16 protein-coding genes are annotated in these 16,175 nt (G+C 73.3%); 10 read left to right on the forward strand and 6 right to left on the reverse strand.

Going from position 1 to position 16,175, the window contains the following annotated elements; all coding sequences use genetic code 11:
- The first annotated feature begins 6 nt into the window (after positions 1-6).
- The 4 genes from ACFXAE_RS05080 (at position 7) to ACFXAE_RS05095 (ending at position 3,450) form a co-directional block, all read left to right on the forward strand.
- Entirely contained in the window at positions 7-1,077 is a 1,071-nt protein-coding gene (locus ACFXAE_RS05080) for an oligopeptide/dipeptide ABC transporter ATP-binding protein (protein ID WP_384708494.1), read from the forward strand.
- Positions 1,078-1,141: 64 nt separating this feature from the next.
- Entirely contained in the window at positions 1,142-1,348 is a 207-nt protein-coding gene (locus ACFXAE_RS05085) for a hypothetical protein (protein WP_384708162.1), read from the forward strand.
- 220 nt (positions 1,349-1,568) lie between these two features.
- Complete coding sequence (locus ACFXAE_RS05090; protein WP_384708165.1) at positions 1,569-2,234, forward strand: hypothetical protein; 666 nt, start codon at positions 1,569-1,571, stop codon at positions 2,232-2,234.
- 346 nt (positions 2,235-2,580) lie between these two features.
- A complete protein-coding gene (locus ACFXAE_RS05095; RefSeq protein WP_384708168.1) occupies positions 2,581-3,450 on the forward strand; it encodes a CAP domain-containing protein in 870 nt (289 codons plus the stop codon).
- 45 nt (positions 3,451-3,495) lie between these two features.
- Here the strand turns inward: ACFXAE_RS05095 and ACFXAE_RS05100 are convergent, their stop codons facing one another.
- From ACFXAE_RS05100 to ACFXAE_RS05125, 6 genes are all read right to left on the reverse strand, one after another.
- Positions 3,496-4,497: a TIGR03842 family LLM class F420-dependent oxidoreductase gene (locus ACFXAE_RS05100; protein WP_384708171.1), complete on the reverse strand. Its 1,002-nt coding sequence runs from the start codon at positions 4,495-4,497 to the stop codon at positions 3,496-3,498.
- An 11-nt stretch (positions 4,498-4,508) separates the two neighbouring features.
- Positions 4,509-5,912 (reverse strand): dihydropyrimidinase, encoded by a 1,404-nt coding sequence (gene hydA, locus ACFXAE_RS05105; protein ID WP_384708174.1) that lies wholly within the window; start codon positions 5,910-5,912, stop codon positions 4,509-4,511.
- A 44-nt stretch (positions 5,913-5,956) separates the two neighbouring features.
- Positions 5,957-7,243: an aspartate aminotransferase family protein gene (locus tag ACFXAE_RS05110; RefSeq protein ID WP_384708177.1), complete on the reverse strand. Its 1,287-nt coding sequence runs from the start codon at positions 7,241-7,243 to the stop codon at positions 5,957-5,959.
- On the reverse strand, positions 7,240-8,082 hold the full coding sequence (locus ACFXAE_RS05115; protein ID WP_384708180.1) for a nitrilase-related carbon-nitrogen hydrolase: 843 nt from the start codon (positions 8,080-8,082) through the stop codon (positions 7,240-7,242). The genes ACFXAE_RS05110 and ACFXAE_RS05115 overlap by 4 nt, the downstream gene beginning before the upstream one ends.
- Before the next feature lie 169 nt (positions 8,083-8,251).
- The gene (locus ACFXAE_RS05120; RefSeq protein ID WP_384708183.1) at positions 8,252-9,844 is read right to left on the reverse strand and encodes a hypothetical protein; all 1,593 of its coding nucleotides are present in this window, start codon (positions 9,842-9,844) and stop codon (positions 8,252-8,254) included.
- A gap of 89 nt (positions 9,845-9,933) precedes the next feature.
- Positions 9,934-10,203: a helix-turn-helix domain-containing protein gene (locus ACFXAE_RS05125; protein ID WP_384708186.1), complete on the reverse strand. Its 270-nt coding sequence runs from the start codon at positions 10,201-10,203 to the stop codon at positions 9,934-9,936.
- A 33-nt stretch (positions 10,204-10,236) separates the two neighbouring features.
- Here ACFXAE_RS05125 and map point away from each other — a divergent pair, with 33 nt between their 5' ends.
- The 6 genes from map (at position 10,237) to ACFXAE_RS05155 (ending at position 16,141) form a co-directional block, all read left to right on the forward strand.
- The gene (gene map / locus ACFXAE_RS05130) at positions 10,237-11,013 is read left to right on the forward strand and encodes a type I methionyl aminopeptidase (RefSeq protein ID WP_384708189.1); all 777 of its coding nucleotides are present in this window, start codon (positions 10,237-10,239) and stop codon (positions 11,011-11,013) included.
- 394 nt (positions 11,014-11,407) lie between these two features.
- Complete coding sequence (locus ACFXAE_RS05135) at positions 11,408-11,518, forward strand: keywimysin-related RiPP (protein WP_384708192.1); 111 nt, start codon at positions 11,408-11,410, stop codon at positions 11,516-11,518.
- A 25-nt stretch (positions 11,519-11,543) separates the two neighbouring features.
- Positions 11,544-13,394, forward strand: a complete 1,851-nt coding sequence (locus ACFXAE_RS05140) for a lasso peptide isopeptide bond-forming cyclase (RefSeq protein WP_384708195.1) — start codon at positions 11,544-11,546, stop codon at positions 13,392-13,394.
- 46 nt (positions 13,395-13,440) lie between these two features.
- A complete protein-coding gene (locus tag ACFXAE_RS05145; RefSeq protein WP_384708198.1) occupies positions 13,441-13,695 on the forward strand; it encodes a lasso peptide biosynthesis PqqD family chaperone in 255 nt (84 codons plus the stop codon).
- Positions 13,692-14,129: a lasso peptide biosynthesis B2 protein gene (locus ACFXAE_RS05150; RefSeq protein WP_384708202.1), complete on the forward strand. Its 438-nt coding sequence runs from the start codon at positions 13,692-13,694 to the stop codon at positions 14,127-14,129. Before ACFXAE_RS05145 ends, ACFXAE_RS05150 begins: the two co-directional genes overlap by 4 nt.
- The gene (locus ACFXAE_RS05155; RefSeq protein WP_384708204.1) at positions 14,126-16,141 is read left to right on the forward strand and encodes an ABC transporter transmembrane domain-containing protein; all 2,016 of its coding nucleotides are present in this window, start codon (positions 14,126-14,128) and stop codon (positions 16,139-16,141) included. Before ACFXAE_RS05150 ends, ACFXAE_RS05155 begins: the two co-directional genes overlap by 4 nt.
- Positions 16,142-16,175 lie beyond the last annotated feature (34 nt).

Raw genomic sequence — 16,175 nt, forward strand, 5'->3', positions numbered from 1 at the left:
ACCACGATGGACCCGCTGGACACCACGACGGACCCGCCGGCCACCACGACGGACCCGCTCGTCCGGCTCGACCGCGTCCACGTCCGGCACAAGGCGCGCAGCGGCGGCATCCTGCGCCGGGACGCCGTGCACGCCCTGACCGACGCCTCCCTGGAGGTCCGGCGCGGCGAGATCCTCGGCCTGGTCGGCGAGTCGGGCTGCGGCAAGTCCACCCTGGCCCGAGTGGTCACCGGGCTCCAGCGTCCGACCGAGGGCCGGGTGTACTTCAAGGGCCGGGACCTGTGGCGGATGCCGGGCGCGGAACGCCGTACCCGCTTCGGGGCCAGTGTCGGCGTGGTCTTCCAGGACCCGTCCACCGCGCTGAACCCCCGGCTGCCCGTACACCGCATCCTGCGCGACCCGCTGGACGTGCACGGTCGCGGCACCCGGGCCGAGCGCGAGTCGCGCGTCGAGGAACTCCTGGACCTGGTCGGCCTGCCCGGACACACCCTGGAAGCACTGCCCGGCCAGCTCTCCGGCGGCCAGCGCCAGCGGGTGGCGATCGCCCGCGCGCTGGCGCTGGAGCCGGAGCTGATCGTCGCCGACGAGCCCACCAGCGCCCTGGACGTGTCGGTGCGCGCCCAGATCCTCAACCTCCTGGTGGACCTGCGCTCCCGGCTCGGTCTGGCGATGGTCTTCATCTCCCACGACGTGCAGACCGTGCGCTATCTGGCCGACCGCATCGCGGTGCTGTATCTCGGCCGCGTGGTGGAGGAGGGCCGGGCCGCCCAGGTCTCGGGCGACTCCCGCCACCCGTACACCGAGGCACTGCTGTCGGCCACGCCCAGCCTGTTGGAGCGTCCCGAGCGGATCGTGCTGCACGGCCCGGTGCCCTCGGCGACCAACCCGCCCTCCGGCTGTCCGTTCCGCACCCGCTGCTGGAAGGCGGACGACGCGTGCGCCACCGTGTTCCCGGCCGCCTCCGACGGCGCCGACGGACACCGCTGGCACTGTGTGCACCCGCAGCCGGGAGACGGGGCCGCCGCGGTGTCCACCGCCGCCGGGGCCGTCCGGCCTGAACCGTTCCGGGTTCGGTAGGGACTCCGGAGCGTCCTGAGAGGCGGCCCTGGCCCAGTGCCGGAAGCACGGCGGCCGCGCGTTCATGACCGATCAGGGCGAGATCCTGCCCGACGACCCCAAGGACCCGATGCGCACCGCCATGCGCCAGATGATGGGGGTGTTCGCCCAGCTGGACCGAGGCATGACCGCGGCCAAGCTCCGCAGCGGCCGCCACATCAAGGGGGTAGAAGGGCCAGTGCGCCGTACGGCACCCCGCCGTACGGCCGGCAGGCCCACAAGAAGGAGCTGACCGAGGAGGAGATGGAGCAGGCCGCCCGCGCGCCCTGGGGCACGCAAATCGCCTGCCGGAGGGGGGAATTGAGGCAATTCACCACCTCCGACGGTACGCGCCTGTCACCGCCCCCCTACGGAGCGAGTTCGCCCTTCCCGCACCACAGGAAGACGTGTGACACTGGCGTCCCGTCCGCTGTGCGGACCCCCTCCGCACCGTCCCCCACGAAGAGTGCGCCGTGCGTTCCTTTCCTCTGCCGGTCGCCCTGACCGCGCGCCTGTCCCCGGTCATCGTCCTCGCCGCGGCCGGCTGGGCGCTGTCCTCCGGCCCGACGGACGCGCCACAGGAAGCCGCGGACGAGCCGACCGGGAAGACGACGACCCAGTCCTCCTCCGCCCCTTCACGGACGCAGGTCGCGAAGACGTACGCCGCCGCGCCGGCGCCGTGCGACAGCGTTGTCGAGAAGACCGTCAAGTCCCTTGTGCCGGGAGCCAAGACGGCCGGCAAGGAGATACCGTCCACGGACTCGGATCTGCGCCGCACCTGTTCCTGGAACGCGCTCAAGGGCTACGAGTACCGCTGGCTCGACGTCTCCTTCGAGGTGCTGGAGTCGGACGAGGCGGCGGAACGGTCGTACCAGGGGCGGGTGGAGGACAGGAGCGGCGGGGGCGCGGTGTCCGGGCTCGGGGACGCGGCGTACTCCGTCGTGAACCTCACCACCGAGGACAAGCAGCAGACGCGCGAGGGCGCGGTGGTCGCCCGCGCCTCCAACGCGCTGGTGATCGTGACGTACAACGGCAGCGACTTCGAGTCGAAGAAGGCGCCGAGCACGGACGAGATCAACAAGGGCGCCATCAAGGCCGCGAAAGAGGCGGTGGCGGCGCTGGAGAAGAACCGGAATTGACGGTTCCGTGACATCTGTCACAGCTGTCGGCGATCTGCGCGGGTCACTTAGTAGAAACCGCCCCGACGACATGGGGGACTTGTCCGTCTTGCCGTGAATGCGGAAGGGGTCGGGGCGGGGGGTGCCGGGGTGGGAAGCCGACGGCCGCCGTCCCTTCACCGCATGAGGCTTTCTGACGGAACGGCAGGTGTCCCGGAGGGTCCGCGGCGGGCAGGTCGGCACGCTCTCCCGCCCGCCGCAAGCCCCCTGCGGACCTACGAAGCCCGGTAGTACGAGGACCCTTTGCGTCCGGTACCGGGGCGTCCCAAGAATGACCAGCCTCCGGACAGCAGGGGTGAGGTCACGCATGGGAAAGCATCGTCATCAGAAGCAGTACCGGCGTACGGTCGTCGCGGCGGTCGCCATGGGGGTCATAGGCATACCCTCGGTCGCCATGGCCTGTACGGACTGGTCCGGCGACGGACAGCGGCAGAGCCGGAACACGGCGGCCGGGGCCGAGGACAGGTGGGACGGCCCCGACTGGTACAGCCGGTGGAGCAGCCAGCAGCACGGTGGGCCCACGGCCCTGCCGTCGGACACGCCGACCGCCACCGCGAGCGCCTCGAAGCCCGGCACGCCGGAGCACAGCAGCGCGAAGCCCTCGCGCACGCCGAAGGCCAAGGCTCCCGGGGCAACCGCTCCCGAGCCCACGACCGCGGCCCCGAAGCCCACCACGGCCGCTCCCAAGCCCACCACTGCGGCTCCCAAGCCCACGACCGCGGCTCCCAAGCCCACCACTGCGGCTCCGCGGCCCACCGCCACCGCACCGAGCCCGGACGCGACGGGCGGCGCCAGCGCCTCCGGACCCGTCGCCGAGGTCGTGGAACTCGTCAACGCCGAGCGCGCCGAGGCCGGTTGCTCCCCGGTGAAGGTGAACACCACCCTGACCAGGGCCGCGCAGGACCACAGCGAGGACATGGCGGCGAGCGGCACCATGTCGCACACCGGGTCGGACGGCTCCTCCCCCGGCGACCGCATCACCCGCGCCGGCTACAGCTGGAGCACCTACGGCGAGAACGTCGCCTACGGCTACTCCACCCCCGAGCAGGTGATGACCGGCTGGATGAACAGTCCCGGCCACAAGGAGAACATTCTGAACTGCGCGTTCAAGGAGATCGGTGTCGGTCTCGCGCAGCCCGGCTCCTACTGGACCCAGGACTTCGGCACGGCCCGGTAGACGGCCCACCGCTCACCCGGGCGCGCTCTCCGGCAGGAGGACCGGTCAGCGGCCGAGTGCCGGGATGACCTCCGCGCCGTACGCGTCGATCGTCGTCTCCTGCGCGTCGTGCATGGCGTACACCGCGAACTGGTCCACGCCCAGCTCGCGCAGCGCCCGCAGCTTCTCGATGTGCGCCTCGGGCGGGCCGAGCAGGCAGAACCGGTCGACGATCTCGTCGGGGACGAAGTCCGTGGACGGGTTGCCGGCCCGCCCGTGGTGGCTGTAGTCGTAGCCGCGCCGTTCCTTGATGTACGACGTCAGCGCCTCGGGGACCAGACCGGAGTGCTCGCCGTAGCGGGCGACCAGGTCGGCGACGTGGTTGCCGACCATGCCGCCGAACCAGCGGCACTGCTCGCGGGCGTGCGCCAGGTCGGCGCCGACGTACGCCGGGGCGGCGACGCAGACGGTGACGGACGCGGGGTCGCGTCCCGCCTCCACGGCGGCGGCGCGCACGGCCTTCACCATCCACTCGGTGAGGTACGGGTCGGCGAGCTGGAGGATGAAGCCGTCGGCCTTCCGCCCGGCGAGGGCGAGCGCCTTGGGCCCGTACGCGGCCATCCAGACGGGCAGCTTCCCGTCCCGCACCCACGGGATCCGCAGCGGCTGCCCGTCGACCTCGGCCTCGCGTCCCTCCGCGAGGTCGCGGATCGCGCCGATCGCCTCGCCCAGGCGGGCCAGCGTGTTGGGTCTGCGTCCGGCGACGCGCATCGCGGAGTCGCCGCGGCCGATGCCGCAGACGGTGCGGTTGCCGAACATGTCGTTGAGGGTGGCGAAGGTGGAGGCGGTGACCTCCCAGGTGCGGGTGCCCGGGTTGGTGACCATCGGGCCGACCTTCAGTTCCGTGGTGTTGGCCAGGATCTGGCTGTAGATCACGAAGGGTTCCTGCCACAGCACGGCGGAGTCGAAGGTCCAGCCGTGGGTGAAGCCGCTGCGCTCGGCGCGCTTCATCAGGCCGACGACCCGTGAGGCCGGCGGGTCGGTCTGCAGGACGAGTCCGAAGTCCATGCGCGGCTCTCCTAGGTGAGGTACTGACAGGTGGACCGCGGGGTGTAGGCGCCGTGTCCGGCGCGCCCGGTGTACTCCCGGTCGGTGATGACGGGCACGCCGCGCGAGAGGACGGTCTCGACGCGGCCGGTGACCCGCTTGCCCTCGTAGGCCGAGTAGTCGACGTTCATGTGGTGGGTACCGGCGGACAGGACCTGCTCGGCGTGCGGGTCGTAGACGACGACGTCGGCGTCGGCGCCGGGCGCGATGGTGCCCTTCTTCGGGTACAGGCCGAACATCCGGGCCGGGGTGGCGCAGGCGATCTCGATCCAGCGGCGGCGGGAGAAGTGTCCGTCGAGGACGGCCTGGTGGAGCAGGTCCATACGGTTCTCCACGCCCGGGAGACCGTTGGGGATCCTGGAGAAGTCGCCGCGGCCGAGTTCCTTCTGGCCGGTGAAGCAGAACGGGCAGTGGTCGGTGGAGACCACCTGGAGGTCGTTGGTGCGCAGGCCCCGCCAGAGGGCCGCCTGGTGCTCCTTCGGCCTGAGCGGGGTGCTGCACACGTACTTGGCGCCCCCGAAGCCGGGCTCGGCGAGGTTGTCGGTGGAGAGGAACAGGTACTGCGGGCAGGTCTCGCCGAAGACGTTCAGACCCTCGTCGCGGGCCCGCGCCAGCTCGGCGACCGCCTCCGTCGCGGAGACGTGCACGACGTACAGCGGAGCCCCGGCGACCTGGGCGAGGCGGATGGCGCGGTGGGTGGCCTCGGCCTCGAGGAGGGCCTTGCGGACCTCGCCGTGGAAGCGGGGATCGGTCTCGCCGCGGGCCAGGGCCTGTTCGACGAGCACGTCGATGGCGATGCCGTTCTCGGCGTGCATCATGATCAGCCCGCCGTTCTCGGCGGAGCGCTGCATGGCGCGCAGGATCTGGCCGTCGTCGGAGTAGAAGACCCCGGGATACGCCATGAATTGCTTGAAGGAGGTGACCCCCTCTTCCACCAGGAGGTCCATTTCCTTCAGCGTCCCGGCGTTGACGTCCGAGACGATCATGTGGAAGCCGTAGTCGATGGCGCAGGTGCCCTCCGCCTTGGCGTGCCAGGCGTCCAGGCCCTGGCGCAGGGACCGGCCGACGCTCTGCACGGCGAAGTCGACGATGGTGGTCGTCCCGCCCCAGGCGGCGGCCCGGGTGCCGGTCTCGAAGGTGTCGGAGGCGGAGGTGCCGCCGAACGGCAGCTCCATGTGGGTGTGGGCGTCGACCCCGCCCGGAATGACGTACTTCCCGGTGGCGTCGACGGTGCGGTCGGCGGTGAAGGCGTCGGCGGCCGGGGTGCCGGAGGCGGCGAGGGCGGCGATGCGGCCGTCCTCGATCAGGACGTCGGCGTGGATCTCGTCGGACGCGGTGATGACGAGGCCACTGCGGATGACGGTACGGCTGCTCATGGTGCTCCCTCTCTACGAGCTTCTGCGAGCTCTACGAGCCGGTGCTACGACATGCTCCTCAGGGCGCGCTCGAGGATCGCGGCGCCTTCCTCGGCCTCCGCGACGTTGAGGGACATCGGCGGGGCGACGCGCAGGGCGCTGGTGTCGTGGCCGCCGCCCTTGCCGATGAGCAGACCGCCCGCGCGGGCCGCCTCCAGGACGGCGGACGCGGCTGCCGGGTCGGCCTCGTCGGTGCCGGGCTTCGTCAGCTCGATGCCGATCATCAGCCCGCGTCCGCGCACCTCGCGTACGGCGGGAACCTGGGCGGCGGCGGCTCGCAGCCGCTCGATGAGCAGGCCGCCGACCCGGCGGGCGTTGCCCTGGAGGTCGTGCTCCAGCAGGTAGGTGAGGTTGGCGAGGCCCGCCGCCATGGTGATCTGGGTGCCGCCGAACGTCGAAATGCTGTTGGCGTCCAGGCAGTTCATGATCTCGGCGCGGGCGACGACCCCGCCGATGGACATGCCGTTGCCGATGCCCTTGGCGAAGGTCAGCATGTCCGGGGGCCCGCTGCGGCCGTGCGCCTGCCAGCCCCAGAAGTGTTCGCCGGTGCGGCCCCAGCCGGTCTGCACCTCGTCGGCGATCCACAGGACGCCCCGCTCGTGCAGCACCTCGCGGAAGGCCGCGTACAGGCCGTCGGGCGGCGAGGTGAAGCCGCCGACGCCCTGGATCGGTTCGGCGATCAGCGCGGCGGGCGGGCGGGTGTGGCCGAGGACGTCCTTGAGGTCGTCGACGCAGGCCGCGACGAAGTCGTAGTCGTCGAGCGCGGCGAACGGGCCCCGGGTGCGCACCCCGCCGTGGACGTACAGCGTCTGGAGCGGGGAGAGCGAGGTCGGGGACCAGCTCCGGTTGCCGGTGATGCCGACCGAGCTGAAGGAGCGGCCGTGGTAGCTGTTGCGCATCGCCAGGATCGTGTTGCTGCCGCGGTAGGCGGTGGCGAGCAGCAGGGCGGTGTCGTTGGCCTCGGTGCCGGAGGTGGTGAAGAACACCCGGGCGTCCGGGATGCCACTCAACTGGGCGATGCGCTCGGCGAGTTCCACCATCTGCCGGTTGAGGTAGAGGGTGGAGGAGTGGACGATCCGCCCGGCCTGCTCGCTCACCGCCTTGGTGACCTCGGGCAGGGCGTGGGCGGTCATGGTGGTGAGGATGCCGCCGAAGAAGTCCAGGTAGCGGTTCCCCTCGGAGTCCCAGACGTGGCGTCCCTCGCCGTGGGTGATCTCGAGGGGCTCCTCGTAGTAGAGGGTGAGCCAGTCGGGCAGCACGGACCGGTGGCGGCCCAGCAGGTCGTCGGTCACGGCCGCACCAGCCCCTCGTAGGCGTCGGGGCGGCGGTCGCGGTAGAAGGCCCACTGCTTCCGCACCTCCTCGACGAGACCGAAGTCCAGGTCGCGGACCACGAGTTCCTCCTTGCTGTCGCTGGCGACGTCACCGACGAACTGTCCGCGCGGGTCGACGAAGTACGAGGTGCCGTAGAAGTCGTTGTCGCCGTACTCCTCCACGCCCACGCGGTTGATCGCGGCGACGAAGTACTCGTTCGCGACGGCCGCCGCCGGCTGCTCCAGCCGCCACAGGTGGGACGAGAGGCCGCGGTGCGTGGCGGACGGGTTGTAGACCAGCTGGGCGCCGTTCAGACCGAGTTGACGCCAGCCCTCGGGGAAGTGGCGGTCGTAGCAGATGTAGACACCGACCTTGCCCACGGCGGTGTCGAAGACGGGCCAGCCGAGGTTGCCGGGCCGGAAGTAGAACTTCTCCCAGAAGCCCTTCACCTGCGGGATGTGGTGCTTGCGGTACTTGCCGAGGACGGTGCCGTCGGCGTCGATCACGGCGGCGGTGTTGTAGTAGTGGCCCGACTGCTCGATCTCGAACACCGGCACGACGATCACCATGCCGGTCTCGCGGGCCAGTTCCCGCATCCGCCGGGTGGTCGGGCCGTCGGGCACGGGTTCGGCCCAGCGGTAGTGCTCGGGGTCCTGGACCTGGCAGAAGTAGGGGGCGTTGAACACCTCCTGGAACCCGATGACCTTCGCGCCCCGCCGGGCCGCCTCGCGGGCGTGCTCCTCGTGTTTCACCAGCATGGACTCGGTGTCCCCGGTCCAGGTGGCCTGGACCAGAGCGGCACGTACGACGTTGGTCATGAGCTGCTCCTTCGACACGACGTCAGAGCCTCTACGCCCGTAGAAAGGGGCCGTAGAGGGACGAACCTAAGCCTCTCGGGCAGCCTTGCCAAGACCATCGTCGTGAACCCGCTGAGTCGATCGTGTTTCGCACTCCTGTGGGTGAGCCGGCCGTGCCCGCCGGGGCCGGTCAGGCGGCGAATCCGGCGACACGGAGGGCGCGCAGCAGATCCCGGTGCCGCTCGTCCGAGACGCCCCGGGCGGCTGCGAGGAGCAGGGGGACGAGCCGTCGCGGGTCCGGGGCGGCCGTGCGGGCCGCGTCCTCGGGGGTGCGCATCCGGAGGCAGGCGTCGAGGAGCGCCCGCAGCTCGCGGTGCCGTGCCTCCGTGTCCAGGGCGAGCACGGCCCGCCCGATCTCGTCGGCCGGCCGTACGACGCCCTGCCGCAGGATCCGCTCCCCGTCGTCCGCGCGGCCCGCCGCGGTGAGCGCGTCGGCGGTGGTGACCAGCCGTTCGGCGGGCAGCGAGGCGGCGGCCTCCCAGAGCAGGGTCGCCCAGTCGGCCTCCAGCCCGGCCCGCCGCATCTCGTCCGCGAGCAGCGGGAAGCGTGCGGCCGGGCCGTACGCGGTCTCGATCAGCAGCGCGTGCGCCTCCCCGCCGCGTCCTTCGCGCCGCAGCCGCGCGAGTACCGCCACGACCCGGCCGGCCTCACGCCGGTCCACGGGGCCGAGGGGCCGCCCGGTGCGGGGCCCCTCCTCCTCGGGCACCCCCGCGTCGGCGGCCCCGGCGAACCTCGCTCCGCGCGGGGTACGGCCAGGAGCGGATCCGGGTGCGGGCGGACCCGGCGCGGCCACCGGGGGCACGACGACGGGGCCGCTCTCCTCGTCCACCGCCGCCCCGGCGAACCGGGCACCGCCCCGTCGGCGCCCGCGCGCCCCGGGGACGGGGGCGGGCTCCCTCTCCGTGCGGTCGGGTGCGGCATCCCCGGCACCGTCCCCGGCGCCGTCCCCGTCACCGCCGAAGCGGCCGGCCGGAGTCCGCCCGGCCCCGGGAACCGACATTCCTCCGGTCCCGGGAACCGACATCCCTCCGGCCCCGGGAACCGACACCCCTCCGGTCAGCGCACCGTCCCCGGGGCCGGGCACGGCAGCGGTGGAGCCGGCCTCCGCGTGGTCCGCCGCTCCCGCGGCGAACCCACCGGCTCCGGGGCGGGCCCACGGCACCTGGGACCCGGTGTCGTCGCGCCGCGCCGGCCGCCCCCCGCCCGGCCGACGGGACCGGCGGTCGAGGGTGGTCATGCGTGCGGTGATCTCCGCGCACCGGGCCGTGGCGCGTTCGTGGTCGTCCTGGACCCAGGCGAGGTCGACGCGGAGGGCGTCGGCCTGCTCGCGGGTGGTGGCGGAGGCGAGCCGGCGGGCCAGGTCCGCGCGGCGCTCCACCGCGTATCTCTGCTCGCGCAGCATGACGTCGAGCCGGTCGCTCAGCGCCTCCCGGGCCCCGGGCCGGGCGTCGTACGCGGCCAGCGCGGCCGTGTGCAGGGAGCGGGCGTACGGGGTCTCGACGCCGGCGGCCCCGGCACCGTGTGCGGCGGCGAGGTCCTGGAGCAGGGCCTCCACCGCGTCCCAGGGCGGCGGTTCACGCCCGTCGAGGCAGGCCCGCATCCCGTCGGGGTCCCGCTGCCAGAACACCGCGCACCAGCCGCCGGACGAATCCAGCCGCGCCAGCAGACCTCGCAGGTATTCGGTGAACTCCCGTATGCCGTCCGGAAGTTGCTCCGCCGCCATAGCCAACTCCCGCCCGGTCCGGAGTACTCAGCCCCGTAGGTAACACCCATCGTGTTACAGCGGCGCTACGGAGAGTTTTCCGGCAGGGCTCAGGCGGCGACCGACGGGGTGGGCGCGGCCGGCGCGCAGCGCCCCGCCACTTCGTCCATCGACAGACCGAGCGTGCCGGCCAGCGCGGCCACCGTGAAGAACGCGGGGGTCGGGGCCCTCCCGGTCTCGATCTTGCGGAGGGTCTCCGCCGAGATGCCGGCGCTCGCCGCGACCTCGGCCATGCTGCGGCCGCCGCGCGCCTCGCGCAGCAGCCGGCCGAGCCGCTCGCCGCGTTCGCGCTCTTCCGGGGTCAAGGGGGTGCGTACCATGGCACCCATTCTAATACCGGTATAGTAATTGGCATGGTGGAGCTGAAGACCGACACATCGATCGATGCCATGTACGAGGCGGGCCAGGTCGTCGCGAGCGCGCTGACGGCCGCACGAAAGGCCGCCGACGTGGGCGTTTCCCTGCTGGAGCTGGACGAGGTGGCGCGGGACGTGCTGCGTGCGGCGGGTGCGACCTCGCCCTTCCTGGGCTACCGGCCCTCCTTCGCGCCGACCCCGTTCCCCGCGGTGATCTGCGCCTCTGTGAACGACGCGATCGTGCACGGCATCCCGGACGGCTACCGGCTGCGCGACGGGGACCTCGTCTCCCTCGACTGCGGTGCCCAGCTGGACGGCTGGGCCGGGGACTCGGCGATCAGCTTCACCGTGGGCACCCCGCGTCCGGCCGACGTGACACTGATCGAGACCGCCGAGCGGGCGCTCGCGGCGGGCATCGGGGCGGCCGTCGTCGGCAACCGCATCGGCGACATCGCGCACGCGATCGGCACGGTGTGCCGCGGCGCGGGGTACGGCATCATGGAGGACTTCGGCGGCCACGGCATCGGCCGCCGCATGCACGAGGACCCGGGCGTGCCGAACGAGGGCCGGCCGGGCCGGGGCATGCCCCTGCGGCACGGCATGGCCCTGGCGATCGAGCCCATGCTCATCGGCGGCGGCACCGACTCCTACCACGTGGCCCCGGACGGCTGGACCCTCCGCACGAACGACGGCTCCCGCGCGGCCCACACGGAACACACGGTGGCGATCACCGAGGCCGGACCGCGTGTCCTGACGGCCCGCCAGGCCGCGTGAGAACGCCCGCCGCCCTTCCACCCCCATGAAACGGAAGGGCGTGGTGCGCGCCGGAGAGCCGTGAACGCGCCCCGGCGGCTCCCCACCACCCCCGCATCAGGACCGGTGCACCGGGCGGGCGATCCGGCACCGAAGACCAGGTAGGAACGTTTCTTCGCGCGGACGCCCGAACAAATCACCCCTGCGCGCCCCGCCCGACCGGACGAAACCGGGTCGGCCGACGAGCGATATCACCGGGTATTTGCACATGGTCATACTTTTCCGGACCTTCTTGCCCTGCCCGGCAGTTCTGCCGCTAGCTGGGTGCCGTACCGCTCCTCGCCCTGGGCTCCCGATGAGCCACGGGCACGTCGACGAGGGGAGTGGGCCGAGCAATCAGCACGCGAGGAGAGTCATGAAGAAGGCATACGAAGCCCCGACGCTCGTCCGTCTCGGTACGTTCCGCAAGGAGACCGGGCTCCTGCAGAAGAACGGCCGCGACCGGCTGATCCTGAGCAAGAACTGACGGACGACGGTACCGACCCGACGTCATGACACCACTGCACACACGTGCGGGGACGGGCCCCGGCGACGCGCACTTCGCGGTCTTCACCGACCGCGAGGACGCGGCCGCCGTGGCCCGCTCCTTCGCCCGCCCCGGCTGCCGGATCGTGAACCATCCATCGGGCCGGCCCTGGCTGGTCGGCCACTGGCACGACGACGAGGCCGTCACCGTGCGCGCCGGTGGCACCGCCCTGTCCGTCATCGGCTGCTGCCCCGTGGAGGCGGACGAACTGCGGTGCCGGGCGGCCCGGTTGCGCGACCTGGGCGAGGTCGACGCGCTGGCCCGGTCCCTTCCGGGCAGCTTCCACCTGGTGGCCGCCCTCGACGGGAGGATCCGGGTCCAGGGCACGGCCTCCGGCCTCCGGCTGGTCTTCCACACGGAGATCGCCGGCACACGGGTCGTCGCCACCCGGGCCGACGTGCTCGCCGACGCCCTCGGCCTCGACCCCGATCCCGCGGAACTGGCCGTCCGGCTGCTCTGGCCCGCCCCCTACCCGCTGTACGAGACGTCCCTGTGGCCGGCGGTCACCGCCGTCCCCCCGCCGGAGGCCGTGGTCGTCGCCGCGGACGGGCGCGCCGCCCGGCACACCCGCTGGTGGACGCCGCCGGAGCCGGTGGTGCCGCTGGCCGAGGCGGTCGACCCGGTCCGCGCGGCGCTCCAGGAGGCCGTCGACGCACGGACCCGGCAGGGCGGCACGGTCAGCTGCGACCTGTCCGGCGGGCTGGACTCCACCTCCGTCTGCTTCCTCGCCGACCGCTCCCCCGCCCGCGTGGTGGCCTCCACCTGGCCGGGACGCGATCCGGCGGACACCGACCTGTACTGGGCCGAGCAGGCGGCCCGGTACCTCCCGGACGTCGAGCACGTCGTCTGGGACGCCGACGCCTCGCCGCTGGTCTACGACGACCTGCTCGGCATCGACAACGTCCTGGACGAACCCACCATCGGCGTCATGGACCGCTCCCGGGCCCTGCACCACCTGCCGGAACTCGCCGCGCGCGGCAGCCGCGTGCACCTCACCGGCATCGGCGGCGACCACGTGGCCTGGTGCGCCGAGTCCTACTACCACCGGCTGCTGCGCACCAGTCCGCTGCACGCGCTGCGGCAGCTGCGCGGGTTCCGGGCCCTGTGGCGGTGGCCGCTCGGCGGCACCGTCCGCGCCCTGGCCGACACACGGCCCTACGGCAAGTGGCTCGCCGACGCCGCCGGCCGGCTGCGCGCCCCGTCCCCGTCCTCCGTCGCCACCGGGCTCGGCTGGAGCATGGCCCCCCGCCTGTTCGGCTGGGTGACCGCGGACGCCGAACGGCTGGCCCGGCGGGCACTCCTCGACGCCGCCGCGACGGCCACGCCCCTGCACCCCGACCGCGGCCTGCACGCGGACCTGGAGCAGATCCGCGTGACCACCCGCGTCATCCGCCAGTGGGACCACATGGCGGCCCGCACCGGCCTGCCGATGGCCTCCCCCTTCCTCGACGACCGCGTCATCGAGGCGTTCCTCGCCGTGCGCCCGGCCGAGCGCGTCACCCCCTTCCGGTACAAGCCCGTGCTGACCGCCGCGATGAGCGGGGTGGTTCCCGAGCCGTGCCTGCGCAGGACGAACAAGGCCACGGGGTCCATGGACGACACCAACGGACTGCGCGACAACCGTGCCGACCTGCTGGCGCTGTGGGAGGACTCCCACCTGGAGCGGCTCGGTCTGGTGGACGGCGCCGAGCTGCGCCGTCTCGCCCGGCGGCCGGCCTCCCCCGGGCTGTCCGACGCCATCCTCTACTCGACGATCGCCGCCGAGGTGTGGCTGCGCGGGCGCTCCCGCAGCCGCAGCAGTACCCGTATCCCGTAGCCCTCCATGGCCGCGAGGCCCCCTCGCGGTCCAGAAAGGCGATGCCATGCCCCTGCGTTTCGACACGCACGTCTCCACGGCCGAGACCGACTACGGCACCGTGCTCCTGGACGGACGGGCCGGAAATTACTGGGAGCTGAATCCCACCGCCACGCTGGTGGTGCGGACGCTGCTGGACGGCGGCGAGGTCGCCGACGCGGCCGCCGTGCTGGTCCGCGAGTTCGACATCGAGCGGGCGCAGGCCTTGCGGGACGTCGAGGCACTCGTCGGTGACCTGCGCGAGGCGGGACTGGCCTCATGACCACGCCCAGCGCGCTGGAACGCCCCACCGGGGTGCCGCTCGGGCTGCGCCTGGCCGCCCGGCTGGTCCTGCTGCCCGCCCTCGTGCTCACCCTGCTGCCGCCCCGCCGCATCCGTGCCGTGCTGTGTGTCCTGCGGCGCGGCGCGGCACCCGCCACGGCCGCCCAGGCCCAAAACGCACGGGACGCCCTGTGCGCGGTCAGCCTGCGCTGCACCGGTCCGAAGGGCTGCCTGCCCCGTTCCCTGGGCGCGGCCCTGCTGTGCCGACTGCGGGGAACGTGGCCGACCTGGTGCGCCGGGGTCCGGGTCGTGCCGCCCTTCACCGCGCACGCCTGGATCGAGGCCGAGGGGCACCCGGTCGGCGAAGGCACGCCCGACGGCTACTTCGCCCGGCTGGTCTCCGTGGAGCCGGCCTCCCGCCCACCGGCCCGATGACCGACCGCCCCACCCCCGACGACCCGACCCCCGACGGACCGACACCGGACGACCCGACCCCCGGCAGACCGACACCGGACGACCCGACGCGCCCCGCCCCGGCGCACCCCGGCCGGCCCACCGGCAGCCCCACGCGTGCCGGGGCGCCGGCCGGGGGCCCGGACCGGGCCCCCGGGCAGCGGAACGGGCTCACCGACCCGCCGGCGCCGCCGGGCGAGGACCGGTCCACCCGGGCGGCGCTCGGTACGCTCTACCGCCTCACCGCCGGGCACCGGCGGGCCGTCGCCGTGGCCGCCGTGCTGACCCTCGCGGGTTCCGCCCTCGGGCTGGCCCAGCCGCTCGTGGCCCGGCACGCCGTGGACGCGAGCGGCCGCGGGCAGGTCGTCTGGCCGCTGCTGGCCCTGCTCGGCGCGCTGTTCGCCGCCGAGGCCGCGACCGGCTCGGTGGGACGCTTCCTTCTGGAGCGCATGGGCGAGGGCGTCGTACGGCAGCTCCGGTTCGGTCTGGTGGACCGGCTGCTCCGGCTGGAGATGCGGGAGTACGACCGCCACCGCTGCGGCGACCTCGTCTCCCGGGTCACCGCCGACACCACCCTGCTGCGCGAGGTCGTCTCGCAGGCCCTGGTCGACCTGGTGACCGGAAGCATCGTCGCCGTCGGGGCCGTCGTCCTGATGGCGTGGCTCGACCCGCTGCTGCTGCTCCTGGTCGCGCTCACCGTGGCCGCCGCGGCCGGTGTCGTCACCTCCCTGCTCAAGGGGATCCGGTGCGCCTCCGAACGCATGCAGCACGCGGTCGGCGCCATCGCCGCCGACCTGGAACGGGCCCTCGGCGCCCTGCCCATGGTCCGGGTGCACCGCGCCGAGGAGCGCGAGACGGCCCGGGTGGGAGCGCGCGTGCAGGAGGCCCACGACGCGGGAGTGCGCACCGCGAAGCTCGCGTCCGTCATGAGCCCCGCCGTCGAACTCGCCGTCCAGGGCTCCTTCCTCGTGGTCCTCGTCGTCGGCGGCCTGCGCGTGGGCGGCCGGGCCGGCTCCCTCGGCGACCTGGTCGCCTTCCTGCTGTACGCCTCCTACCTCGTGCTGCCGCTGTCCTCCGTCTTCCAGGCGGTGGGCCTCATCCAGCGCGGCATGGGTGCCCACCGACGCGTCGAGGAGGTGCTGCGCCTTCCCGTCGAGCACACCGGGCCTGCCGTCACGCGGGTCCACGCCCGGCCCCGCCCCGGGGCGCCGGACGCCGGCGAGCGGCCCGCGCTCGCCCTGGACGACGTCCGCTTCGGCTACGAACCGCACCGGCCGGTGCTGCGCGGCGTGTCCTTCGCCGTCGCCCCGCACCGCCAGGTCGCCCTGGTGGGCCCCTCGGGTGCCGGGAAGAGCACGGTCTTCGCGCTGGTCGCGGGCTTCTACGAGCCGGACGCGGGCACCGTGCTCTTCGACGGCCGGCCGGCCGTCGAACTCGGCCGCGACGCCTGCCGGCGCCGTATCGCCGTCGTGGACCAGAACACCCACGTCATGCACGGCACCCTGCGGGAGAACATCGCCTACGCCGTGCCCGACGCCCCGGAGACGGAGCTCAGGCGGGTGGTGGGGCTGGCCCGGCTCGAGGAGGTCGTCGACCGGCTGCCCGGCGGCCTGGACGCCGTGGTCGGCGAGCGCGGGGGCACCCTCTCGGGCGGCGAACGCCAGCGCGTGGCGCTGGCCCGGGCCCTGCTCGCCCGCCCCTCGCTGCTGCTGCTCGACGAGCCGACCTCCCACCTGGACGCGATCAACGAAGCGGCGCTGACCACGGTGATGAAGGACGTGGCCCGGGAGTGCGCCCTGCTGATCGTCGCCCACCGCCTGTCCACCGTGCGGCACGCCGATCACATCGTCGTCCTGGACCGGGGCCGCACGGTCGGCCAGGGGCGGCACGAGGAACTGCTGGCCGTCAGCCCCCTCTACCGTGAGCTGGCCGCGAGCCAGATGCTGCGGCCGGGCGACCGCCGGTCCGCGGGCCGTGCTCCGTCGCCCTCCTGACATGCCCGCGGATACGGATCGTGTCATCGTGGGC

This window comes from Streptomyces sp. NPDC059454, assembly GCF_042749965.1.
Classification (GTDB): domain Bacteria; phylum Actinomycetota; class Actinomycetes; order Streptomycetales; family Streptomycetaceae; genus Streptomyces.